This window comes from Ruminococcus sp. AF20-12LB (assembly GCF_003478985.1).
Classification (GTDB): Bacteria; Bacillota; Clostridia; order Lachnospirales; family Lachnospiraceae; genus Blautia_A.
In genome coordinates this window covers 253779-276473 of sequence record NZ_QUGH01000005.1, presented here as the reverse complement: position 1 = coordinate 276473, position 22695 = coordinate 253779, and the positions used below count along the sequence as shown (strand labels likewise).

Sequence of the window (22695 nt, the reverse complement as noted above, 5' to 3'; positions counted from 1 at the left end):
GGATATCTTATGGGTACAATGACAATTGACGGAAGAAAAGTAGAATTTACCGACGAAAAAAATGTCCTGACAGTCATCAGGAATGCCGGTATCAATATCCCCACACTGTGCTATCATTCAGAGGTTTCCACATTTGGTGCCTGTCGTCTCTGTACAGTTGAGGATGACAGAGGCAAGACATTTGCTTCCTGTTCCGAGCAGCCGAGAGACGGAATGGTTATCTATACCAATTCCGGCCGTATTAAGAAATATCGTAAACTGATCGTGGAGCTGCTTCTTGCAGCACATTGCCGTGACTGTACAACCTGTGTAAAGAGCGGCGAATGTATCCTGCAGGAGCTGGCACATCGCCTTGGTGTGCGTAATATCCGCTTCGAAAATACAAGAGAACAGCATGAGATCGATGACAGTTCACCGTCCATCATCCGTGATCCGAACAAATGTATCCTCTGCGGCAACTGTGTACGTGCCTGCGAGGAGCTTCAGGGAATCGGAGCTCTTGGATTCGCATTCCGTGGAACAGAAGCCATGGTTATGCCTGCATTCAATAAAAAGATTGCTGAGACACAGTGTGTAAACTGTGGTCAGTGCCGTGTTTACTGTCCGACAGGTGCGATCTCTATCCGTACACATATGGATGAAGTATGGGATGCACTGGCTGATAAGAATACTCGTGTTGTTGCACAGGTTGCACCGGCAGTTCGTGTTGCAGTTGGTGATCATTACGGACTTGCCAAAGGCAGAAGTGTTATGGGTAAAATCGTTAACGCGCTTCACAGAATGGGCTTTGACGAAGTATACGATACCACATTCAGTGCCGACCTTACCATCATGGAAGAGACCAAGGAGTTCCTAAACAGAGTGGAGAAGGGTGAGAATCTTCCGCTTCTGACTTCCTGCTGTCCTGCATGGGTGAAGTTTATCACTGATCAATATAAAGAATATGTTCCGAACATTTCTACCTGCCGTTCCCCACAGGGAATGATGTCTGCGGTTATCAAGGAATACTTCCGTGATCCGGAGCATGCAGCAGGCAAGAAGACCGTTATGGTTTCCATTATGCCATGTACAGCCAAGAAGGCAGAGGCAATCCGCCCGAACAGCTTTACCGATGGCGAGCAGGATACCGATATCGTTATCACAACCACAGAGCTTCTCCGCATGATCGATAACTTTGGTCTTGATTTTGCAACACTGGATCCGGAAGCATGTGATATGCCGTTTGGATTTGGTTCCGGCGGTGGCGTTATCTTCGGTGTTACCGGTGGTGTTACCGAGGCAGTTCTTCGAAGACTGAGCCCGGATCACAGCAAGGAAGCCATGCATGAGATTGCAGAGTGCGGTGTTCGTGGTGAAGAGGGAATCAAGGAATTTACCGTGCCGTATAAAGGAATGGATATCAATGTATGTGTTGCCAGCGGCCTTGCAAATGCAAGAATCGTTATGGAACGTGTAAAGAACGGTGAGGCAAACTATCATCTGATCGAGGTTATGGCGTGCCGCCGTGGATGTATCATGGGTGGTGGTCAGCCGACCAGATCCGGTGACAGGACCAAGGCAGCCAGAGCAAGGGGTCTGTATAATGCAGATAATACCATGATCATCAAGAAATCCGATGAGAACCCGCTGGTTCTGGAGCTTTATGAGGGACTTCTCAAGGGCAAGGAGCATCATCTGCTTCATAATGAGTTTTATATTAAAGACTGATGTAAGGAATACAAATGGCTGCTGTTCTCGTTGAACAGCAGCATATAAGAAGCCTTCCGGGCATATACTGTGGTATGCGGGAACTATCTTTTGCAGATGGTTTCCGGAGCTTACAGGCCAGTATATGCAGGGAGGCTTTTTTATATGGAAAACTTTCAGGTTTACCGTGATATCCAGGCACGGACGGGCGGGGATATCTACATAGGGGTTGTGGGCCCGGTCCGTACAGGAAAATCCACATTTATCCGGAGATTTATGGAACTGGTGGCACTGCCTGCGCTTAGTGAGGGAAAAAGAGCAGAGCTTCAGGATGAACTGCCGCTCAGTGGCGCCGGGAAAATGATCACAACTGTAGAACCCAAATTCATTCCAAAAGAAGCGGTGGAGGTATCCATAGGGGAAAATCAGAAGATCCGGGTAAAGCTTATTGACTGTGTGGGCTTTTTGGTAAAGAATGCATCCGGAAATGTGGAAGAAGGCAGGGAACGGATGGTCAAAACACCATGGCAGGAAAAAGCAATCCCGTTTCATGATGCGGCCCGGATCGGGACGGAAAAAGTGATCAGCCAGCATTCCACCATTGGAATTGTAGTTACAACAGATGGAAGCTTCGGGGAAATTCCAAGAGAAAATTTTATTCCGGCAGAAGAACAGACGATAAAAGAGCTGAAAGCCCAGGGAAAACCCTTTCTGATCCTGGTAAACTCCCAGACTCCCTACAGTGAGGAAACCGGAAAAACTGTAAAACATCTGGAAGAGAAATTCGGAGTATCCGTTCTGGCAGTCAACTGTGAACAGCTTAGAAAAGAGGATGTGACCAGGATCCTGGAGAAGATCCTTTATGAATTCCCGGTTAGTGAGATAGAGCTTTTTGTTCCCAGATGGGTGGAGATGCTTTCTCCGGAACATGAGGTAAAGGCGGCTCTGTTAAATGAGATTCGGGAAAAGATGACAAGACTTACTCATGTGCGTGATGTAAGCAGAGAATCGGTATATCTGGAATGTCCATATGTGGAAGATACATTGCTTGAACAGATCAGTCTTTCCGATGGAAAAGTCCGTATCCGGATCGCAGTAAAAGACATTTATTATTATCAGATGCTCAGTGAAATGAGCGGGATATCCATGGAAAGCGAATATGAACTGATCCAGACCATAAAAGAGCTTGCCGGTATGAAGGAACAATTTGTAAAAGTCCAGGCTGCCCTGGAAGCGGTAAAAGGAACAGGGTATGGGGTTGTTGTGCCTGAGCTTTCCGAGATCACTATTGAGGAACCTGAGGTGATCCGTCAGGGAAATAAATTCGGAGTAAAGATCCGGTCAAAAAGTCCGTCCATTCATATGATCCGGGCGGAGATCGAAACGGAGATCGCTCCGATCGTTGGTACAGAACAGCAGGCGGAGGATCTGATAAAGTATATCAGAGAAAGTCCGGAGCGAGGGGAAAGTATCTGGGAGACCAATATTTTCGGAAAATCCATCCAGCAGCTGGTGGAAGACGGAATCCGGAACAAGCTGGCCATGATCAGTGAAGAAAGTCAGGTGAAGCTTCAGGATACTATGAAGAAGATCGTAAACGACAGCAAAGGCGGACTGGTGTGTATCATCATATGAATGGAGAATAGAATTGCAAAGCAAAAAGGACGTTCTTCAGCAGACGTCCTTTTTTTGATGTTGTTTTTTCCATTCTGCGATAAACTGAAGCTGTTCCTGGTCAGATAGTTCCTGGGAAGCGGCGTCATTTCCTGCAGCGGCACAGCAGAAAAGAACAAAGATCTGGAGTCCGAAGAATACAAGAAAAAAGAGAAGCATAGAAAAACCTCCTTTATTTTTCAGATATGTTAAGTATTGGAGGAGATAATGTATTTTATACATTATATTGCAAGAAAATCTAATTATCACCGGGTATGAAGATTTTTAAAACAGGAGGAAAAGAAACCATGAAAAAGAGAAGATTCGCACAGCTTGTTCTCATGATCACAATGCTGTTTTGCCTGACATTTGGTACAGTGTGTGCGCAGGCGGCAACAACAGCAACCACAACAACCGCAAAAGCAGCCATTAAAAATGGCTGGAAAAAAGAGGGCGGCCAGTATTATTACTACATAGGACAGGCTAAGGGCTGGCATACCGGTGTTTATGGAAACTACAGCTACGGAATGGACAATCAGATCCAGAAAACAGTTGATTTCCGTACAGGAAGAGGAAACTAAATAAAAAATATACAGCAAAGATCCCGGGGATTCAGATGTAAGATCCCGGGGTCTTTTTATATAAAACGAGTAGCGGGAAAGATGGCCGCAGAATAAGCTAAAGAAAGGTCAGCTGTCCGACGGGAGAGCTTTGGAAAGGTATAAAAGGATGTATACAGGGAAAGGGATAGGCGTGGCAGTTCTGGATACCGGTATTTTTCCCCATATAGATTTTGGCAGCCGTATTTCCGTGTTTCGTGATTTTACAGGAATCAGACGCAGCCCATATGATGATAACGGACATGGGACTCATGTCAGCGGGATCCTTGCAGGGGACGGAACTGCATCAGGTGGAAAATATAAAGGGGCTGCACCTGGCTGTAGTATCGCTGCTCTGAAGGTTCTGGATCGTTTCGGGAACGGAAGCAGGGAGGATGTGATGCGGGCATTTCGGTGGATCATGGAGTTTGGAAGCATTTATCATATCCGTATCGTTAATATTTCAGTGGGAACAACATCCCGGGATCATAAGGAACAGACAGATCTTCTTGAAGGAGTGGAAAAACTCTGGGATCTGGGATTTGTGGTGGTAGCTGCAGCAGGAAATCAGGGACCGGGGGCCGGCACGGTAACAGCACCGGGAAGCAGCCGGAAGATCATTACCGTAGGCTCCAGTGATATGCTGAATGGCAGAAAGGCAGTTTCCGGAAGAGGCCCTACCTTTGACTGTGTATGCAAACCGGATCTGGTAGCGCCGGGAAGCCAGGTCATTGCCTGTGCACCGGGACTGCCGTACTCATATGGGCTCAAAAGCGGAACCTCCATGTCGACGCCTCTGGTGTCAGGAGGAATCGCCTGCCTTCTGGAAAAAGATCCTCGGCTTTCTAATGTAGAGGTAAAGATGTTGTTAAGAGAAAGTGCAGAAGATATGGGACTTCCCAGAAATCAGCAGGGATGGGGAAAATTTAACTGTGAAAAACTGTTGGCAGGTTGAATTATTATACAATTCTTATAAACAAAGCGTGGTAACGCACAAAAGCGTTGACGGAACCGGAAAATATGAGTACAATGTACAGTAAAAGTGCTGAAGAAAGATTCTAAAGGAAAGAGCACCTGGAATCCGAACAGGAGAATAAACCTCAAAAGGAGAAAATAATATGGAAAAAATCAAAATGCAGACACCTTTAGTTGAGATGGACGGAGACGAGATGACCCGTATCCTGTGGCAGATCATCAAGGATGAACTTCTCACACCGTATCTGGAACTGAATACAGAATATTATGATCTTGGTCTTGAGCACAGAAATGAGACAGATGATCAGGTTACCATTGATGCAGCAGAAGCAACCAAAAAATACGGAGTAGCCGTAAAATGTGCCACGATCACACCAAATGCAGCCAGAATGGAAGAGTACGACCTGAAAAAAATGTACAAAAGTCCAAACGGAACGATCCGTGCCATTCTTGATGGAACTGTATTCCGTGCGCCGATCGTTGTAAAGGGAATCGAGCCATGTGTAAAGAACTGGGTGAAACCGATCACACTTGCACGTCATGCATATGGAGATATCTATAAGAATACAGAATTCTATATTGACAAGCCGGGAGATGCATATCTTGTATTTGAGGGCGAAGATGGAGAAGAGCGTAAGGAGCTGATCCAGCATTTTGACGGAGCAGGTGTTCTCCGTGGCATGCATAATCTTGATGATTCCGTAAAGAGCTTTGCGAGAAGCTGCTTTAATTATGCATTGGACACAAAGCAGGATGTATGGTTCGGAAGCAAGGATACCATTTCCAAAACATATGATGGAAGATTTAAAGAGATTTTCCAGCAGATATTTGATGCAGAGTTTAAGGATAAATTTGAGGAAGCTGGCCTGACCTATTTCTACAGTCTGATCGATGATATCGTAGCCCGTGTTATGAAGGCAGATGGCGGTTTTATCTGGGCATGCAAGAACTATGACGGAGATGTTATGAGTGACATGGTATCTTCCGCATTTGGCTCTCTTGCCATGATGACCTCTGTACTGGTATCACCGAAGGGATATTTTGAGTATGAGGCTGCCCACGGAACAGTTCAGAGACACTATTATCGTCATCTTGAGGGAAAAGAAACATCCACAAACTCCGTTGCAACGATCTTTGCATGGACAGGAGCTCTCCGCAAGAGAGGTGAACTGGACGGAAATGAGGCACTTGCTGATTTTGCAGAAAAACTGGAAAAAGCAACACTGGATACCATTGAAAGCGGAAAGATGACCAAGGATCTTGCATTGATCACTTCCCTGAAAGAGGTACAGGTATTGAACAGCAAAGAGTTTATCCTTGCTGTAAAGACAAAACTGGATGAACTGATGGCATAAATAACAGAAATTTCAGAACTTCAAGTAATCTCATAAAAATAAAAAACTGCACCGGAAGATCCTGGGATGGATCACGGTGCAGTTTTTTCATGAGGGATATATGTGGATCATCTTATCTCTGTCAGACCGAAGCGTTCATGGCCTGCTGTACATGTTCCACAAGGATCTGCCGGACCTGGGGATATTCTCCAAGTCCCTTCAGTACAGGGGTGACTTCATATCCTTCGGAAGAAAGACGGTTCATCCAGGAGTCCGAATCTGCACCGGCCAGATCGTTCTGTGCATGGTCGCCGGCTACGATCATGAAAGGCGCCAGCACGATCTTTTTCGGATGAAAGCTGTCGGCAGCCCGGAGAAGGGAGTCCAGGGCCGGATAGGCTTCTACAGTTCCAAGAAAAATATTTTTATGTCCGGTATCTTTAAAACGGTAATCCAAAGCAGCATAAACCGTGTTTGCGTAGTGCTCTGTTCCATGTCCCATCAGTACAAGTGCAGTGTCCGGATCCATGTCCCGGAATTCATCTGCAACTACCCGGACGATCGCCTGGTTATCTTCTTCCGTTGTGAGAAGAGGATTTCCGAAAACAATACTGGAAAAACGGTCACGAAAAGAAAGCGCATCGGCTTTCATCTGATCATTTTCGATACCGTTGATCACATGAGTCGGCTGTACGATCACATCGGTGATACCATCCAGAAGCATCTGTTCCAGAGCTTCCTTTACCGTGTGGATCGTAAGACCGTCCCGCTTTTTCAGTTTGGCAATGATCATTTTGCTTGTCCATGCACGGTAGGTGGGACAGGCAGGGAATGCATCGGCAATATCGTGCTCGATGGCTTCGATGGTAAGTTTACGGGTGTTTTCATAGCTTGTGCCGAAACTTACTACTAGGATCGCTTTTTTTGAAGCTGAGTTCATACGGGGATTTCCTCCATCCTGATAATTATGGTGATTATGATAAACTCTTTATATTTCTCCGCTGGAATATAAAGATAATCCGCAATTTCTACCATAAGATATTATAAAAGGGAGGGCTGACATTGTCAATCGTAGTTGACTTTCCCTGTGGAAATGTTTATCATTATAAAAGATTGTGAAAACAAAGGAGAAACGTAGGACATGAGTATATTCATGCTTGGAATCGATCATAATATGGCACCTGTAGATGTCAGAGCGCAGTTTGCCTTTACCCGCAAAAATACCGGAGAGGCGCTGCACAGGCTGAAAGAAGAAGCTGGGATCTGCGGGTGTATTATTCTGTCGACCTGTAACCGGCTGGAACTGTGGGTAAGTACTGCAGATGAGAAGAAGCCGTACCTGTATCAGTGGCTTTGTTCGTTGAAAGGTGTGCAGGGAGAACAATACCAGAAGTATTTTACCAGCAGAGAAAATGAAGAGGCGGTGGAGCACCTTTTTTATCTTACCAGCGGACTGAAATCCCAGATTCTGGGGGAAGATCAGATCCTGACCCAGGTAAAAGAGGCGTTGAGCATGTCAAGGGATGAGTTTACCACAGACAGTGTTCTGGAGGTGCTTTTCCGTATGGCGGTAACTGCAGGCAAGAAGATCAAAACGGAAGTGCCGTTTTCCCATGGAAATCCTTCTGTGATCCATCAGGCTATCCGTTTTCTGGCAGAAGGCGGTTACGATGTTCGCAATAAAGTCTGTATGGTGATCGGAAACGGTGAGATGGGGAAGATGGCTGCCCAGACACTGCGTGAAGCAGGAGCGGATGTGACGGTTACGATCCGTCAGTACAGAAGTGGTGTTGTGAGTATTCCGGTTGGATGCAGCAGGATCAATTATGGTGAGAGAATGGACTATCTGCCGGAGTGTGACCTGGTGGTCAGCGCAACAGCAAGCCCCAATTATACACTGACGGAAGAATTGTTTGAGGATGTACGTGTGGAACGACCTATGATCCTTATCGATCTGGCAGTTCCAAGAGATATTGATCCGGAGATCCGAAAAAAAGATAACATCACACTTTATGATATGGACAGCTTCCGAACCGACGAGACACCGAAGGAACTTGCAGATAACCTGGAAGCAGCAGGCTCCATTGTGAAGGACCAGATGAACGAATTTTTCCAGTGGCTGGAAGGTCGTGATATCATCCCGCGCATCCAGGAGATCAAAGCGGATGCTGTGGAAGATCTGAACCTGAGGATCGAAAAAATCTTCCGGAAAACTCCTATGGAGGATTCAGACAGAGAAAACCTGAAAAAAGCAGTGGATATTGCAGCCGGAAAGGTTGTAAACAAGCTGATCTTCGGGCTTCGGGACAGTCTGAATCAGGATGCTTTTCTGGAATGTGTGGAAGGACTGGAGAAACTTTATGAAGAATAAACCTTATTTCCCCATGTTTATAGACCTGTCCGATAAAAATATCGTTGTGGCAGGAGGCGGCAATATTGCTACCAGAAGAATAAAGACTCTTCTGAAATTTACAAGAAATATCACAGTGGTGGCTACAAAAGTGACCCAGGAACTTATGGACCTTGGAAAAGCAGGAACTGTAACTTTACATATCCGTCCCGTGAAACGTTCAGACTTTGCCAACGCATATATGGTGATCGCAGCCACCAATGACTGGAAGCTGAATGATGAGATCCACCGTGTCTGTAAGGAGGAGGGCATTTATGTCAATGTAGCCTCCGACCGGGAAGCCTGTGATTTTTATTTCCCAGGCGTATATATGCGGGATGAAATGGTAGTTGGAGTTACAGCCAGCGGACTGGATCATAAAAAAGCAAAGCGTGTAAGGGAAGAAATCCAGAAAGCGCTGGAAAAAGTACTGGGAGAGCAGGATGAAGATGAAGAGAGATAAGATCGTGATCGGCAGCAGAGAGAGTAAGCTTGCAGTGCTGCAGAGCGAAATGGTCCGTGACTACATAAAAGAAAAAAATCCGGATCTGGAAGTGGAAATCCTCACTATGAAAACTACCGGGGATATCATTCTGGACCGTACACTGGATAAGGTTGGCGGAAAAGGGCTTTTTGTAAAGGAACTGGATAAAGCACTGATAGATGGAAGAAGTATTCTTTCTGTACACAGCCTGAAAGATATGCCTATGGAGGTTCCGGAGGAACTGCCGCTGCTGGCTTTTTCCAAAAGAGAAGATCCGAGAGACGTACTGGTTCTTCCTGATGGAGTTTCTGAACTTGATAAAAGCAAGCCCCTTGGGTGCTCCAGCTTAAGGAGAACCTTACAGCTTAAAAAACTGTATCCGGATATGGATGTCAGAAGTATCCGCGGAAATCTTCAGACAAGACTCCGGAAGCTGGATGAAGGACAGTACAGTGCATTGATCCTGGCTGCTGCCGGTCTTAAGAGACTTGGATTGGAATCCAGGATCAACCGGTATTTTACAGCAGATGAGATCATTCCGGCTGCTGGTCAGGGAATCCTTGCTGTACAGGGAAGAAAAGGGGAAGCTTATGATTTCCTGGAGGACTACTGTGATAAGGATGCCTGGGCCGCGGGAAGTGCGGAGCGTGCTTTTGTAAAGCTCCTGGATGGAGGATGCTCTTCTCCGGTGGCTGCCCATGCGGAAATTCTCGGGGATGAGATCTATCTCAGAGGGCTTTATTATAATGAAAAAGACGGTTCCTATGTAACAGGAACACTGCGTGGCAATAAGGCAGATGCGGAAAGCTTAGGCAGGGAACTGGCAGAAACTCTTCGGAAAAAAGGAGAAAACAGATGAAAACAGGAAAAGTATGGCTGGTAGGAGCGGGTCCTGGCGATATCGGCCTTTTTACATTAAAAGGCCTCAAAGTGCTAGAACAGGCAGATGTGGTCGTCTATGACAGTCTGGTAGGTCAGGGAGTTCTGTCAAGAATCCCGGAAAATGTCAAGCTGATCAATGTAGGCAAACGTGCCAGTCACCATATCATGCGTCAGGAAAATATCAATCAGGTACTTCTTGAGGAGGCACAGCGGGGTCTTCGTGTGGTGCGCCTGAAAGGCGGAGATCCATTCCTCTTTGGAAGAGGAGGAGAGGAACTGGAGCTTCTTCGGGAGAATGGGATTCCTTATGAGGTTGTTCCGGGTGTTACTTCCTCCATTGCAGTACCGGCATATAACGGGGTTCCGGTAACTCACAGGGATTTCTGTTCTTCAGTCCACATCATTACAGGACATAAGAGGGCCGGAGAAGAATACGATATAGACTTCCGTGCGCTTGTTGATACAAAGGGAACTCTTGTGTTTCTGATGGGCGTGTCCGCGCTTCCGGATATCTGCGAGGGTCTGATAGGTGCAGGAATGGAAAAGGATATGCCTGCGGCGATCCTGCAGAAGGGAACTACAGCAGGTCAGAAACGGATCGTAGCAACAGTTTCTACCCTGGAAGAAGAGGTGAAACGTCAGGGAATCGAGACCCCGGCGATCATTGTGGTGGGTAAGGTGTGTACACTGGCAGAGAAGTTTGGCTGGTATGAAGAACTGCCGCTTTCAGGATGGAAAGTCCTTGTCACAAGACCGAAAGAGCTTGTTTCCAGAACTGCGGACAAGCTTCGTGAAAAAGGCGCGGAGGTTCTGGAACTTCCGGCGATCCGTACTGTCCCCATGGAAGACCAGAACCGTCTCTATAAAGCACTGGATCACCTGGAGGAATATCAGTGGCTTGTATTTACCAGCCCTACAGGTGTAAGGGTATTTTTTGAGGAACTGATCCGTCATGGAAAAGATATCCGTGCCATGGGAAATGCCCGTTTGGCCGTGATCGGGGAAGGAACAAAAAAGGCCCTGAAGGAAAGAGGTCTGCTGGCAGATTTTGTGCCTTCGGTATATGACGGGGATACTCTTGGAAAGGAACTTTCAGAGCTTCTCTCCGGTGGAGAAAAGATACTCATCCCGCGGGCAGAAAAGGGAAATGAAAAACTCACTGCATTTCTTGCACAGGCAGGTGCTGTGATCGAGGATGTTCCGACCTATCAGACTCTTTACGAAAAGAGCCAGCTCATCGATGAGAAGAAGGAATTTGAAACAGGACAGATCAGCTGTGCGGTGTTTACAAGTGCCTCCACTGTGAAGGGATTTGTGGAGGGAACAAAAGGACTGGATTATTCAAAGGTTAAGGCAGCCTGCATCGGCAGACAGACGAAGGCGGCTGCTGAGAGCTTTGGAATGAAAGCATATATGTCAGAAAAAGCCACCATTGACAGTCTTGTCAAGCTGGTGGAGGATATGAAAAGGAGCGAATGATCATGGAACTGACAAAAAGACCAAGAAGATTAAGAGGCAGCGAAAACCTTCGTAAAATGGTACGTGAGACAAGAATGGATAAATCTTCTCTTATGTATCCTATGTTCGTAATGGAAGGAGAAAATAAGGAAGAAGAAATTCCGTCCATGACTGGGCAGTACCGTTACAGCCTGGACCGTCTTCCATATAAACTGGAGCAGCTTTCCAAAGCCGGTGTAGGCAGTGTGATGTTTTTTGGTATTCCTGACCATAAGGATGAAGTGGGCAGCGGTGCCTATGATCCGGAGGGAATCGTTCAGAGAGCTCTTCACATTGCAAAAGAGAAATTTCCGGAGCTTTATTATGTAACAGATGTATGCATGTGTGAGTATACTTCCCATGGCCATTGCGGTGTTCTCTGCGGTCATGATGTGGACAATGACAAGACGCTGGAGCTTCTTGCAAAAACAGCACTTTCCCACGTGGAGGCAGGTGCAGATATGGTTGCTCCGTCTGATATGATGGATGGTCGTGTTGCAGCAATCCGTCAGTGTCTGGACAAGGCCGGACACTACACAACACCGATCATGTCCTATGCAGTAAAATATGCTTCTGCATTTTATGGCCCGTTCCGTGAGGCTGCAGATTCTGCGCCGTCCTTTGGCGACAGAAAAAGCTACCAGATGGATCCGCACAACAGCAGAGAAGGACTGAAAGAGGCACTTGCAGATGTGGAAGAGGGCGCAGATATCATCATGGTAAAACCGGCTCTTGCATACCAGGACATGATCTGGCAGGTAAAGGAGATCACAAACGTTCCGGTTGCCGCATACAGTGTCAGTGGTGAGTATGCAATGGTAAAAGCAGCAGCTGCAAACGGCTGGATCGACGAAGAAAGGATCGTGGGCGAGATGGCTACCGGGGCATTCCGTTCCGGTGCGCAGATCTATCTTACCTATTATGCGGAGCTTCTGGCAAGACTTATGGATGAAGGGAGAATCGGCTGATGACAAGATCAGAACAGTTATTTGAGCGTGCGGTAAAAAGAATCCCGGGAGGCGTAAACAGCCCGGTAAGATCTTACGGAGCGATCGGTGAGGCACCTCGTTTTATTGAAAAAGCAGATAAATGCTACATCTATGATGTAGATGGAAACCGCTATGTGGATTACATTGATTCCTGGGGCCCGATGATCCTGGGACATAACTTCCCGGAGATCCGCGAGAGTGTGATCAAGGCCTGCGAAAATGGTCTGAGCTTTGGCTGTGCTACAGGAATCGAAGTAGAGATCGCTGAATTTATCTGTGAACATATTCCACATGTAGATATGATCCGTATGGTAAACTCAGGAACAGAGGCTGTTATGAGTGCCATCCGTGCAGCAAGAGGTTTTACCGGAAAAGACAAGATCATCAAATTTGCAGGCTGCTATCACGGACACAGTGACTGCCTTCTGGTAAGTGCCGGTTCCGGTGTCATGGCAAGTGGTATTCCGGACAGCGCCGGTGTTCCGAAGGGCTGTACACAGGATACTATGACGGCTACCTACAATGATGCCGCCAGTGTGGAAGCACTTCTCAAACAGGAAGAGGGAAATGTGGCAGCAGTGATCGTGGAAGCAGTAGGAGCAAACATGGGTGTGGTTCCTCCGAAACCAGGTTTCTTAAAGCGGCTTCGTGAGCTCTGCGATGAGCACAATTGTCTGCTGATCTTTGATGAAGTGATCACAGGCTTCCGACTTGCCTTTGGCGGAGCAGCAGAGTATTTTGGTATCCGTCCGGATCTTGTCACCTACGGGAAAATAATCGGCGCAGGAATGCCGGTAGGCGCTTATGGCGGACGTAAGGAGATCATGGATCTGATCTCACCGTGTGGTCCTGTATACCAGGCAGGTACCTTAAGCGGAAACCCGGTTGCCATGGCTGCAGGTTTCACACAGCTGAAATATCTCTATGAGCATCAGGAAATCTACAAAGATCTGGCTGCCAAAGGTGAGAAGCTTTACGGCGGCTTGAAGAAGATCGTGGAGGAAAAAGGTCTTCCATATCAGGTAAACTATGATTCTTCTCTGGCAAGTATTTTCTTTACAGACCAGGAGGTAAAAGACTATGTTTCTGCAAAAACATCCAACCTGGAGCTTTTTGCAAAATATTTCAAGGGAATGCTGAAACGAGGCATTCATCTTGCACCTTCCCAGTTTGAGGCGATGTTCCTTTCCACAGCGCATACAGATGAAGTAATTGATGAAACTCTGGAAGCAATGAGAGGCGCTTTGGGAGATCTGTAAAGAGGCGTAATGGATGCGCAGGAGCCGATCCATTTGCGTGGATCATGTGTGAACGCCATAGTGAACGGCAGCTTTGCGTAAAAAATTGCACAAAAGATAACAGGATGGTAACTTGTTCTTGCAGAAGCTTTGTGATAAAATAAACACAAAAATACGTAACCAATGTAAAAAGCAGGAGGCCAGAACTTATGGGAAAAAAGAAGTACGTGGCTTACGTGGGAACATATACCCATGGAACCAGTAAGGGAATTCAGGTATACGATGTAGATGTAGAAAAAGGAACACTCACAGAACGAAGCGAAGTGGAAGTCAGCAATGCTTCTCATCTGGCGGTATCAAAAAACGGTAAATATCTGTATTCCATTGAGGATGAAGGTGTAGCTGTATTTGAAAGAGACAAGAACGGTGATCTTACCCGCCTCAACAGTGTGGATATCAACGGAATGCGAGGCTGCTATCTTGCAACAGATGTGGACGGAAGATATCTTTATGTGGCAGGGTACCATGATGGTAAGGTAACGGTTGTACATACACATAAAGACGGCCGTCTGGGAAGTGTTATGGACGGCGTTTTCCACAAGGGACTTGGAAGCGTGGCAGAGCGTAACTTCCGTCCGCATGTTAATTGTGTACGTCCGACACCGGATAATAAGTATCTCTGTGCGGTAGATAATGGTATCGATCAGGTTAAGATCTATCGTATCAATAAGAAGAAAGACAAACTGGAGCTGGTTGACATTCTTCGCTGCCCGAGAGAGAGCGGCCCTCGTATCATCCGTTTCAGTGATGACGGAAGATTTGCATATCTTCTTTTTGAGCTCAGCAATGAGGTGAAGGTATACAGCTATGACGGAAGCGGTAAGAATCCGGAGTTCCAGCTGCTTCAGAGCATTACCACTCTTGGAAAAGAGGATTCCAATGATGCGCTTCATAACGCAGCTTCCGGTATGTCTCTTTCTGCGGACGGTAAATATCTTTTCTGTACAACAGCAGGGGAAAATACTGTGACTATGTATGCAGTAGACCAGGAAACAGGCCTTCTGACCAAGAAATTTACACTTCCGATCAGTGGTGATTACCCGAAGGATCTTATGATCTTCCCGGATAACAAGCATATTGCTGTTGCCAATCATGCCAGCAACAGTATTACCGTTTTCACTGTGGATTATGAAAAGAATATCATCATGATGAACGAAAAACCGAGAAAGATCGAGACACCGAACAGTATCCATATCTGGCCGGTACCGGATACATGCGAGCAGTTGGATTAAGATCGGGATTAATCAAAGTAAGCTTTATACAGGCGGACAAAAACAGACTCAGGGACGAGTAGGAACTTTCCCTGAGTCTGTCTTTTTTTGCACATTTATAATTTCTATCCGACAGGTCAAAATACGAAATTACCGCTGATAAAATTCGTGGATACGATCCATCCGTGCACTCATATTGTTAAAAAGCGCATCTGTAATGGTAAGTGCTGCCATAGCTTCCACAACGACTACTGCACGTGGTACGATCACCGGATCATGCCGGCCTTTGATCTCAAGCTCCAGATTTTCTCCGGTGTTGGTCACAGTAGACTGAGACTGACTGATGGAAGGCGTCGGTTTGATATGTGCACGGAGAATGATATCACTGCCGTCACTCATACCGCCCATAATACCACCTGCGTGGTTGGAGGTTTTGGAAATAATACCGTCTTTCTGTACAAAACCGTCGTTGTCTTCGGAACCGGTAAGACGTGTCACATTGATGCCGTCACCGATCTCAACAGCTTTTACAGCACCAATGGACATGATCGCATGAGCGAGGGTAGCATCCAGCTTGTCAAAAACCGTATCGCCCAGACCGGCAGGAACGTTTTTGATGCGGCATTCGATCACGCCGCCGGCACTGTCCTGACTGTTCAGGCACTGTTCGAGATAGGCAGATGCCTTTGCGGCTGCGTCGGCATCTGGCATGCAGAGTGCATTATTTCGGATCTCTTCTTCTGAGAAGGACCGGATCTCTACAGGACCGATGGATCTTGCGTAGGTAGTAAATGTAATGCCAAGTTCGTTTAACAGCTTGATGGCAATGGCACCGGCTGCCACACGTCCGGCGGTTTCTCTTCCGGAGGAGCGTCCACCTCCACGGTAATCACGGAATCCATATTTCTGTTCAAAGGTAAAGTCTGCGTGACCGGGACGATAGGAGTATGCGATATTTCCGTAATCTCTGGAACGCTGATCTGTATTGCGGATCAGAAGAGAAATTGGAGTACCGGTAGTCTTTCCTTCAAAAACTCCGGAAAGGATCTCCACCAGATCGCCTTCCTTACGGGCAGTTGTATAACGGCTCTGACCGGGCTTTCTCCGGTCAAGAAAAACCTGGATATCTTCTTCACAGAGAGAAAGACCTGCGGGACAGCCGTCGAGAACGGCACCGATGGCCTTGCCGTGAGATTCTCCCCAGGTGGTAACCACGAATTTTTTTCCGAATGATGACTGACTCATTTGTATAACTTCCTTTCGTTGGAATTCTGGAATCATTATATAGGAAGCCGGAAAAAATGTAAAGAACGTGGAATGCAGAATGAATTTTTATGTAAAGATCATGTGAAATTAATTAAAAGCCTTTTTAAAAAGAAAATGTATGAATTGACAAAGCTATTTTGACTATTTATAATAAAAAAGAATTTTGCTCTGGCAAAAGAAAAGCAAGAGAAGGGAAGTGGGAATCGTGGTAAGGATTTACAAGACAATAGACGGAGCCATCCACCAGATACAGGAACCGGAGGAAGGCTGCTGGATTGCGCTGACGAATCCGACGGCAACAGAGATTTTTGAATTTTCCGAGAAGTTTGATATAGAGGTTGACGATTTACGATCCCCTTTGGATGAGGAAGAACGGTCACGTATCGAAGTTGAGGATAATTATACACTGATCCTGGTTGACGTTCCTATGATCGAGGAACGTAATGACAAGGACTGGTATGGGACAATACCGCTTGGCATCATTGTGACGGGATCTATGATCTTTACCATCTGCCTGGAGGACACACCGGTTCTTACCAGATTTATGGAGGGAAGAGTCCGGAGCTTTTTTACCTATATGAAGACCCGTTTTATCTTTCAGATCCTTTACAGAAATGCGAGTATGTACCTGCGTTATCTGCGTATCATTGACAAAAAAAGTGAGCAGGTGGAAGAAAAACTGCATCTTTCCACAAGAAATGAGGAGCTGATCGAGCTTCTGGAGCTGCAGAAATCCCTGACTTATTTTATTACGTCACTCCGGTCTAACGAGGTTGTGCTGGAGAAGCTTCTGAAGATAGACAGCATCAAAAAATATCCGGAGGACACCGATCTTCTGGAGGATGTCATCACTGAGAATAAGCAGGCGATCGAAATGGCCAATGTGTACAGCGGTATCCTGAACGGAACTATGGATGCTTTTGCATCGATCATCTCCAACAATATGAATATCGTTATGAAAGTACTGGCGATCATTACCATTGTCATGAGTATTCCGACCATTGTGTTCAGTGCTTACGGAATGAATGTGGCTGGTTCCGGTATGCCTTTATCAAGGAGTCCATTGGGATTTCTGATCATTATCCTGATTTCTGTGGCGATTAGTGTTGTGGCAGCGATCATTCTTTCCAAGAAGCGATTTTTCTGATTTTCAAAAGTTTTCTGAAAGGAGATTTTAATGAAATTTATTGATAAGCTGGAACGTAAATTTGGAAGATTTGGGATTCCGAATCTGACTGTTTACATCATCGGATGCTATGTGCTGGGATATTTTCTGGCCATGTTTGCTCCGGGAGTTTTGAATATGCTGAGTCTTGATATGTCCATGGTCATGAAGGGACAGATCTGGAGACTGGTGACATGGGTGATCTATCCGCCATCCAGTGTGGGAGGAACCGGAAATCTTGTGATGTTCCTTCTCGCAATCTTTTTCTTCTATTATCCGATCGGTACTTCACTGGAACGTACCTGGGGAACTTTCCGGTACACATTGTATATTTTTTCAGGTGTTTTGTTTACTGTGATCGCAGCAGTGCTTTTACATGTATTTACAGGTGGTTATGTGGTGATGAACGGGATCGCCTACTCTCTTGGCGGAAATATTTTTACCACATATTATATCAGTCTTTCCATTTTCCTTGCCTATGCAGTCACATATCCGGATCTTCAGCTGCTTCTTATGTTTGTGATCCCGATCAGGATGAAATGGATGGCCTTTGTATACGGACTGTTTATTGCGTGGGATATCGTATCTTATCTTCGAGTCGGGCTTTGGGTAGGCGTGGTGCCGATCGTAGCATCACTTTTAAACTTTGTGATCTTTTATTTCAGTACCCGAGATATGAATCGTTACAATCCGAAGGAAATTCACAGGAGGCAGCAGTTTAAGAAGGCGATGGCTCCTTCCAGAACGGGCTCTGGTCCGGATGGGATCGCCAAGCATAAATGTGCGATCTGCGGACGTACTGAAAAGGATGATCCAAACCTGGAGTTCCGTTTCTGCTCAAAGTGCAACGGAAATTATGAATATTGTCAGGATCATTTATTTACACATAAACACGTACAGTAAAACGCACAAACGAAGGAGAGCATTATTATGAAAAAAACTAAGATTATCTGTACACTTGGACCTGCCAGCAATAACAGGGAAACTCTGAAGGCTCTTATGGAGAATGGAATGGATATTGCCAGATTCAACTTTTCTCACGGAGACCACGAGGAACAGAAGGGCCGTGTGGATATGATCAAAGAGCTTCGTGAGGAACTTGATATGCCTATTGCCATGCTTCTTGACACAAAGGGACCGGAGATCCGTACCAGACTTTTAAAGGACGGACAGAAGGTTAAGCTGGAAGCAGGAAAACAGTTTGTACTTGGAATTGGCGATTTTGAAGGCGACAGCACAAAGGTCGCTATCACATATGAGACACTTTACAAGGATGTAAAACCGGGAAACAGGATTCTCATTGATGATGGTCTGATTGAGCTTGAGGTTAAGACAATCAGGGGAACTGATATTGTCTGTGATATCTTAAACGGTGGTGAGCTGGGAGAGAAGAAGGGTGTGAATGTTCCCTATGTAAAAGTAAATCTTCCGGGAATCACAGAGCAGGATAAAAAGGATATCATCTTTGGTATCGAACAGAAATTTGATTTCATCGCGGCATCTTTTGTCCGTTCCGCAGAGGTGATCCGTGAGATCCGTAAGCTTCTGAATGATAATGGCGGAAAAGATATCGGTATTATCGCGAAGATCGAGAATGCAGAGGGTGTTGAGAATATTGATTCCATCATTGAAGCATCTGATGGTATCATGGTTGCCAGAGGAGATCTCGGTGTGGAAATTCCTGCAAGCCAGGTACCTCACATCCAGAAGGAGATCATCCGTAAGTGTAACGAACATTATACACCGGTTATTACGGCAACACAGATGCTTGATTCCATGATCCGTAATCCGCGTCCTACACGTGCAGAGGTAGCTGATGTTGCCAATGCGATCTACGACGGAACCGATGCGATCATGCTCTCCGGAGAGACAGCAGCCGGCAAATATCCGATTGATGCTCTTAAGATGATGGCAGATATCGCAGAGATGACAGAGCCGCATCTGGATTATAAAGTGTTTATTGAACATCGTTCCATGGACGGAAGAGAGAAGATCTCCAGTGCAGTGGCACTTGCAACGGTGCGTACTGCAAAGAACCTGAAGGCGAACGCTATCGTAACACCGACAATGAGTGGAAATACAGCCAGACTGATCTCCAATTTCCGCCCGAAGGTTCCGATCTATGCGATCACACCGAACTCAACTATCCAGCATAAACTTCAGCTGATCTGGGGTGTAACACCTCTGAAAGGATATCAGAGAGATACCACGGACCATATCATGTCTCAGGCTATGAATGTTGTCCGTAGCCGTCATCTGATACATAAAGGAGACCTTGTTGTATTTACAGCAGGAGACCCTGCGACCAACATGACAAACGGTCGTGGTGCAGTGACAAATATGATGCACGTGATCGAGGCAGAATAAGACTGAGGTTTCTTCGGGAATAGCAGTCGAAAAAACAGGAGATGCAGTTATTATGAAAAAAGAACCATTTGTGACACTTGAGAAACTCAACGAGATTACTGAAAAGTTTCCGACACCCTTCCATCTCTATGATGAGAAAGGAATCCGTGAGAATGCAAAAGCCCTGAAAGAGGCTTTTGCATGGAACAAAGGATTCAAGGAATTTTTTGCGGTAAAGGCAACACCGAATCCATATCTGATCAATATTCTGCAGGAGTATGGCTGTGGCTGCGACTGCTCCTCAGAAACAGAACTTATGATGGCCAAGGCAGTAGGCTGCAAAAAGGGCGATATCATGTTTTCTTCCAATGACACACCGGAGAAAGAGTTCAGATATGCAGATGAGATCGGTGGAATCATCAACCTTGATGACATCACACATATTGAGAGCGTAGAGAAAGCTCTCGGGAAAATCCCGGAAGTGATCAGCTGCCGTTACAATCCAGGTGGAGTATTCAAGATCAGTAACGGTATCATGGATAATCCCGGAGATGCAAAATACGGAATGACTACCGAGCAGATCTTTGACGCATTCCGTATCCTAAAATCCAAAGGTGCCAAAGAGTTCGGAATCCATGCATTCCTTGCAAGCAACACAGTGACCAATGACTATTATCCAATGCTTGCAAAGGTTATGTTTGAGCTTGCCGTGAAGCTTCAGAAAGAGACAGGTGCACACATTAAATTCATCAACCTTTCCGGTGGTATCGGAATTCCTTATAAACCGGATCAGGAGCCAAACGATATCCGTGTGATCGGTGAGGGTGTCCGAAAGGTTTATGAAGAAGTCCTTGTTCCGGAAGGAATGGGTGATGTTGCGATCTATACAGAGCTTGGCCGTTTCATGATGGGACCGTATGGCTGCCTTGTCACAAAAGCGATCCATGAGAAACATACACATAAAGAATATATCGGCGTAGATGCCTGCGCAGTAAATCTGATGCGTCCGGCTATGTATGGTGCTTATCATCACATTACGGTTATGGGTAAGGAGAACGAACCGTGTGATCATAAATATGATGTGACAGGTTCCCTCTGTGAGAATAATGATAAATTTGCCATTGACCGTATGCTTCCGAAAATCGATAAGGGAGATCTTCTTGTGATCCATGATACAGGTGCTCATGGTTTTGCAATGGGCTACAATTACAATGGTAAACTGAAATCTGCAGAGATCCTTCTTCATGAGGACGACAGCTTTGAGATGATCCGTCGTGCCGAAACACCGAGAGATTATTTTGCAACATTTGACTGCTTCCCTGTTTTTGAGAAACTTCTTCAGGATGAAGACGAATTGAAATAAAATAGCAGAAATATATAAAAACAGCCTTCTATGCATCCTAGTAATGATGCTGGAAGGCTGTTTCATGTTTAAGCGTCTGATAAGAGGTATAAGACCGCGAGCGGGGTGGAAGGGGGTCAAATGCAGGGTTACTGCTTCCGGCTTCCGGAGATTTCTGCCAGGGCCTTTCTAAACTCAAAGAAAAACAGGATGGCGGTAAATGTAACAGCCAGGATATCTGCAACCGGCTCGGCCATATAAACTGCATTTGTCCGGTCAGAACGGAAAATATGGGGCAGAATATAGATCAGCGGGATGACCAGAACAAATTTTCGGACAATAGCCACAATGATGGAATCTTTGGCTCTGCCAAGGGAGATAAAGGTCATCTGGCAGGCAATCTGGATACCAAAGATAAACACAACTGCCATATAGATCCGGAGAGCTGTCTTTGTGAAAGCAAGTAATGTACTGTCCGAAGTAAACATTCCGGCAAAGAGCTGCGGGAAGATCATAATGATCAGCCACAGGATCACGGAATAAGAAATACTTGTTTTTACAAGAAGCTTAAATGTAGAACGTACACGTTTTTCATTACGTGCACCATAGTTGTAGCTGATGATAGGCTGTGCACCCTGACCAAGTCCCTGAAGAGGAAGCATGGCAAACTGCATGACGCTGGTAAGGATGGTCATGGCTCCTACGGCAACATCCCCGCCGTATTTTAAGAGGGAGGAGTTGTAGCAGACAGAGATAACGCTTTCACTGAGCTGCATGACAAAGAGAGAAGAGCCAAGAGCCATACAGGGCAGAATGATATCGGCTTTCAGTTTCATGGTGCTTTTCCGAAGCTTCAGGAAGGTCTTTTTTCCAAAGAGGAATGAGAGGACCCAGATGCAGGAAAATGCCTGGGAGATCACCGTTGCCAGAGCAGCGCCCCGGACACCCATGTGGAATCCGAAAATAAAAACCGGATCCAGAATAATGTTGGAGATCGCACCGATCAGTACAGAGAGCATTCCGGTTTTTGCGAATCCCTGGGCTGTGATGAAATTATTCATGCCAAGAGTCAGCTGTACAAAAATAGTTCCTACTGCATAGATATTCATGTAACCCACCGCATAGTCGATGGTGTTTGCACTGGCGCCGAATGCAAGGAGAAGGATGCGGTTTCCGAGAAACAGGATAACAGTCAGGATCAGGGAGATGATGATCTGCATGGTGAAGCAGTTTCCGAGAGTCTGTTCGGCTTTTGACGTGTCATTTTTACCCATAAAGATGCTGGCTCTGGGAGCGCCTCCGTTTCCGACAAGAGCAGCAAAGGCGGATACGACCATGATAAGCGGCATACAGACACCTACACCGGTAAGGGCAAGAGCACCCTCTCCGGGAATATGACCAATATAGATACGGTCGACGATATTGTAGAGCATATTGATGAGCTGTGCGGCAACTGTAGGAAGTGCAAGCCGCAGAAGCAGCTTTCCGACAGGCTCGGTTCCTAAAAAGCTTTTGTCTTTTTCCATTTTTTTATTCCTTTCGTGATTTTTTTGTATTATATAATAAAGACCTGACAGAT

Annotated in this window: 20 protein-coding genes; 16 read left to right on the top strand and 4 right to left on the bottom strand. The window is 46.0% G+C overall.

Annotated features, from left to right (window positions below):
* Positions 1–9: 9 nt before the first annotated feature.
* Positions 10–1707, top strand: coding sequence for a [FeFe] hydrogenase, group A (locus DWX61_RS08930; protein ID WP_118514459.1), 1698 nt, complete (start codon positions 10–12; stop codon positions 1705–1707).
* Between the two features lie 144 nt (positions 1708–1851).
* Complete coding sequence (gene spoIVA, locus DWX61_RS08925; protein WP_118624892.1) at positions 1852–3321, top strand: stage IV sporulation protein A; 1470 nt, start codon at positions 1852–1854, stop codon at positions 3319–3321.
* 36 nt (positions 3322–3357) lie between these two features.
* Here the strand turns inward: spoIVA and DWX61_RS18940 are convergent, their stop codons facing one another.
* Positions 3358–3519, bottom strand: coding sequence for a hypothetical protein (locus DWX61_RS18940; RefSeq protein ID WP_015525281.1), 162 nt, complete (start codon positions 3517–3519; stop codon positions 3358–3360).
* 128 nt (positions 3520–3647) lie between these two features.
* On the opposite strand from DWX61_RS18940, the gene DWX61_RS08920 reads away from it, so the two are divergent.
* The 3 genes from DWX61_RS08920 (at position 3648) to DWX61_RS08910 (ending at position 6268) form a co-directional block, all read left to right on the top strand.
* Positions 3648–3920, top strand: coding sequence for a hypothetical protein (locus DWX61_RS08920; protein WP_118624890.1), 273 nt, complete (start codon positions 3648–3650; stop codon positions 3918–3920).
* Between the two features lie 148 nt (positions 3921–4068).
* Positions 4069–4893 carry a S8 family peptidase gene (locus tag DWX61_RS08915; protein ID WP_118514453.1) on the top strand — a complete coding sequence of 275 codons (825 nt, stop codon included), beginning with the start codon at positions 4069–4071 and terminating at the stop codon, positions 4891–4893.
* 163 nt (positions 4894–5056) lie between these two features.
* Entirely contained in the window at positions 5057–6268 is a 1212-nt protein-coding gene (locus DWX61_RS08910; RefSeq protein ID WP_118514451.1) for an NADP-dependent isocitrate dehydrogenase, read from the top strand.
* Positions 6269–6389: 121 nt separating this feature from the next.
* On the opposite strand, the gene DWX61_RS08905 is transcribed toward DWX61_RS08910, so the two are convergent.
* The gene (locus tag DWX61_RS08905; protein ID WP_118514449.1) at positions 6390–7187 is read right to left on the bottom strand and encodes a sirohydrochlorin cobaltochelatase; all 798 of its coding nucleotides are present in this window, start codon (positions 7185–7187) and stop codon (positions 6390–6392) included.
* A 201-nt stretch (positions 7188–7388) separates the two neighbouring features.
* On the opposite strand from DWX61_RS08905, the gene hemA reads away from it, so the two are divergent.
* The 7 genes from hemA to DWX61_RS08870 all read left to right on the top strand — a co-directional run bounded on the left by hemA (position 7389) and on the right by DWX61_RS08870 (position 15018).
* Positions 7389–8618, top strand: a complete 1230-nt coding sequence (hemA, locus tag DWX61_RS08900; protein ID WP_118624888.1) for a glutamyl-tRNA reductase — start codon at positions 7389–7391, stop codon at positions 8616–8618.
* Positions 8608–9099, top strand: a complete 492-nt coding sequence (locus tag DWX61_RS08895; protein ID WP_118514445.1) for a precorrin-2 dehydrogenase/sirohydrochlorin ferrochelatase family protein — start codon at positions 8608–8610, stop codon at positions 9097–9099. The genes hemA and DWX61_RS08895 overlap by 11 nt, the downstream gene beginning before the upstream one ends.
* On the top strand, positions 9086–9979 hold the full coding sequence (hemC, locus tag DWX61_RS08890; RefSeq protein ID WP_334303619.1) for a hydroxymethylbilane synthase: 894 nt from the start codon (positions 9086–9088) through the stop codon (positions 9977–9979). The genes DWX61_RS08895 and hemC overlap by 14 nt, the downstream gene beginning before the upstream one ends.
* The gene (gene cobA / locus DWX61_RS08885) at positions 9976–11481 is read left to right on the top strand and encodes a uroporphyrinogen-III C-methyltransferase (protein WP_118624884.1); all 1506 of its coding nucleotides are present in this window, start codon (positions 9976–9978) and stop codon (positions 11479–11481) included. Before hemC ends, cobA begins: the two co-directional genes overlap by 4 nt.
* 2 nt (positions 11482–11483) lie before the next feature.
* On the top strand, positions 11484–12467 hold the full coding sequence (hemB, locus tag DWX61_RS08880; protein ID WP_118624882.1) for a porphobilinogen synthase: 984 nt from the start codon (positions 11484–11486) through the stop codon (positions 12465–12467).
* Complete coding sequence (gene hemL / locus DWX61_RS08875) at positions 12467–13747, top strand: glutamate-1-semialdehyde 2,1-aminomutase (protein ID WP_015525262.1); 1281 nt, start codon at positions 12467–12469, stop codon at positions 13745–13747. Before hemB ends, hemL begins: the two co-directional genes overlap by 1 nt.
* A gap of 188 nt (positions 13748–13935) precedes the next feature.
* Complete coding sequence (locus tag DWX61_RS08870) at positions 13936–15018, top strand: lactonase family protein (protein WP_118369173.1); 1083 nt, start codon at positions 13936–13938, stop codon at positions 15016–15018.
* A gap of 129 nt (positions 15019–15147) precedes the next feature.
* Here the strand turns inward: DWX61_RS08870 and aroC are convergent, their stop codons facing one another.
* On the bottom strand, positions 15148–16242 hold the full coding sequence (gene aroC / locus DWX61_RS08865; protein ID WP_118624880.1) for a chorismate synthase: 1095 nt from the start codon (positions 16240–16242) through the stop codon (positions 15148–15150).
* A gap of 226 nt (positions 16243–16468) precedes the next feature.
* Here aroC and DWX61_RS08860 point away from each other — a divergent pair, with 226 nt between their 5' ends.
* The 4 genes from DWX61_RS08860 to DWX61_RS08845 are packed head-to-tail and all read left to right on the top strand — an operon-like array spanning position 16469 to position 21137.
* Positions 16469–17410: a magnesium transporter CorA family protein gene (locus DWX61_RS08860; protein WP_022426904.1), complete on the top strand. Its 942-nt coding sequence runs from the start codon at positions 16469–16471 to the stop codon at positions 17408–17410.
* 30 nt (positions 17411–17440) lie between these two features.
* A complete protein-coding gene (locus tag DWX61_RS08855; RefSeq protein WP_118514435.1) occupies positions 17441–18331 on the top strand; it encodes a DUF1751 domain-containing protein in 891 nt (296 codons plus the stop codon).
* 27 nt (positions 18332–18358) lie between these two features.
* Positions 18359–19795 carry a pyruvate kinase gene (pyk, locus tag DWX61_RS08850; RefSeq protein WP_118514433.1) on the top strand — a complete coding sequence of 479 codons (1437 nt, stop codon included), beginning with the start codon at positions 18359–18361 and terminating at the stop codon, positions 19793–19795.
* Between the two features lie 52 nt (positions 19796–19847).
* On the top strand, positions 19848–21137 hold the full coding sequence (locus DWX61_RS08845; RefSeq protein ID WP_118624878.1) for a diaminopimelate decarboxylase: 1290 nt from the start codon (positions 19848–19850) through the stop codon (positions 21135–21137).
* 128 nt (positions 21138–21265) lie between these two features.
* Here DWX61_RS08845 and DWX61_RS08840 read toward each other — a convergent pair whose 3' ends face one another.
* Positions 21266–22642 (bottom strand): MATE family efflux transporter, encoded by a 1377-nt coding sequence (locus DWX61_RS08840; RefSeq protein WP_118624876.1) that lies wholly within the window; start codon positions 22640–22642, stop codon positions 21266–21268.
* Between the last annotated feature and the right edge of the window lie 53 nt (positions 22643–22695).

Bases quoted from the DNA above. Each gene is read 5' to 3' on its own strand.
- DWX61_RS08845 (WP_118624878.1), top strand. From the start codon at position 19,848: ATGAAAAAAGAACCATTTGTGACACTTGAGAAACTCAACGAGATTACT.
- DWX61_RS08855 (WP_118514435.1), top strand. From the start codon at position 17,441: ATGAAATTTATTGATAAGCTGGAACGTAAATTTGGAAGATTTGGGATT.
- aroC (WP_118624880.1), bottom strand. From the start codon at position 16,242: ATGAGTCAGTCATCATTCGGAAAAAAATTCGTGGTTACCACCTGGGGA.
- hemL (WP_015525262.1), top strand. From the start codon at position 12,467: ATGACAAGATCAGAACAGTTATTTGAGCGTGCGGTAAAAAGAATCCCG.
- DWX61_RS08870 (WP_118369173.1), top strand. From the start codon at position 13,936: ATGGGAAAAAAGAAGTACGTGGCTTACGTGGGAACATATACCCATGGA.
- hemA (WP_118624888.1), top strand. From the start codon at position 7,389: ATGAGTATATTCATGCTTGGAATCGATCATAATATGGCACCTGTAGAT.
- DWX61_RS18940 (WP_015525281.1), bottom strand. From the start codon at position 3,519: ATGCTTCTCTTTTTTCTTGTATTCTTCGGACTCCAGATCTTTGTTCTT.
- DWX61_RS08905 (WP_118514449.1), bottom strand. From the start codon at position 7,187: ATGAACTCAGCTTCAAAAAAAGCGATCCTAGTAGTAAGTTTCGGCACA.
- DWX61_RS08930 (WP_118514459.1), top strand. From the start codon at position 10: ATGGGTACAATGACAATTGACGGAAGAAAAGTAGAATTTACCGACGAA.
- DWX61_RS08840 (WP_118624876.1), bottom strand. From the start codon at position 22,642: ATGGAAAAAGACAAAAGCTTTTTAGGAACCGAGCCTGTCGGAAAGCTG.
- DWX61_RS08915 (WP_118514453.1), top strand. From the start codon at position 4,069: ATGTATACAGGGAAAGGGATAGGCGTGGCAGTTCTGGATACCGGTATT.
- pyk (WP_118514433.1), top strand. From the start codon at position 18,359: ATGAAAAAAACTAAGATTATCTGTACACTTGGACCTGCCAGCAATAAC.
- hemB (WP_118624882.1), top strand. From the start codon at position 11,484: ATGGAACTGACAAAAAGACCAAGAAGATTAAGAGGCAGCGAAAACCTT.
- spoIVA (WP_118624892.1), top strand. From the start codon at position 1,852: ATGGAAAACTTTCAGGTTTACCGTGATATCCAGGCACGGACGGGCGGG.
- DWX61_RS08895 (WP_118514445.1), top strand. From the start codon at position 8,608: ATGAAGAATAAACCTTATTTCCCCATGTTTATAGACCTGTCCGATAAA.
- DWX61_RS08910 (WP_118514451.1), top strand. From the start codon at position 5,057: ATGGAAAAAATCAAAATGCAGACACCTTTAGTTGAGATGGACGGAGAC.
- DWX61_RS08920 (WP_118624890.1), top strand. From the start codon at position 3,648: ATGAAAAAGAGAAGATTCGCACAGCTTGTTCTCATGATCACAATGCTG.
- hemC (WP_334303619.1), top strand. From the start codon at position 9,086: ATGAAGAGAGATAAGATCGTGATCGGCAGCAGAGAGAGTAAGCTTGCA.
- cobA (WP_118624884.1), top strand. From the start codon at position 9,976: ATGAAAACAGGAAAAGTATGGCTGGTAGGAGCGGGTCCTGGCGATATC.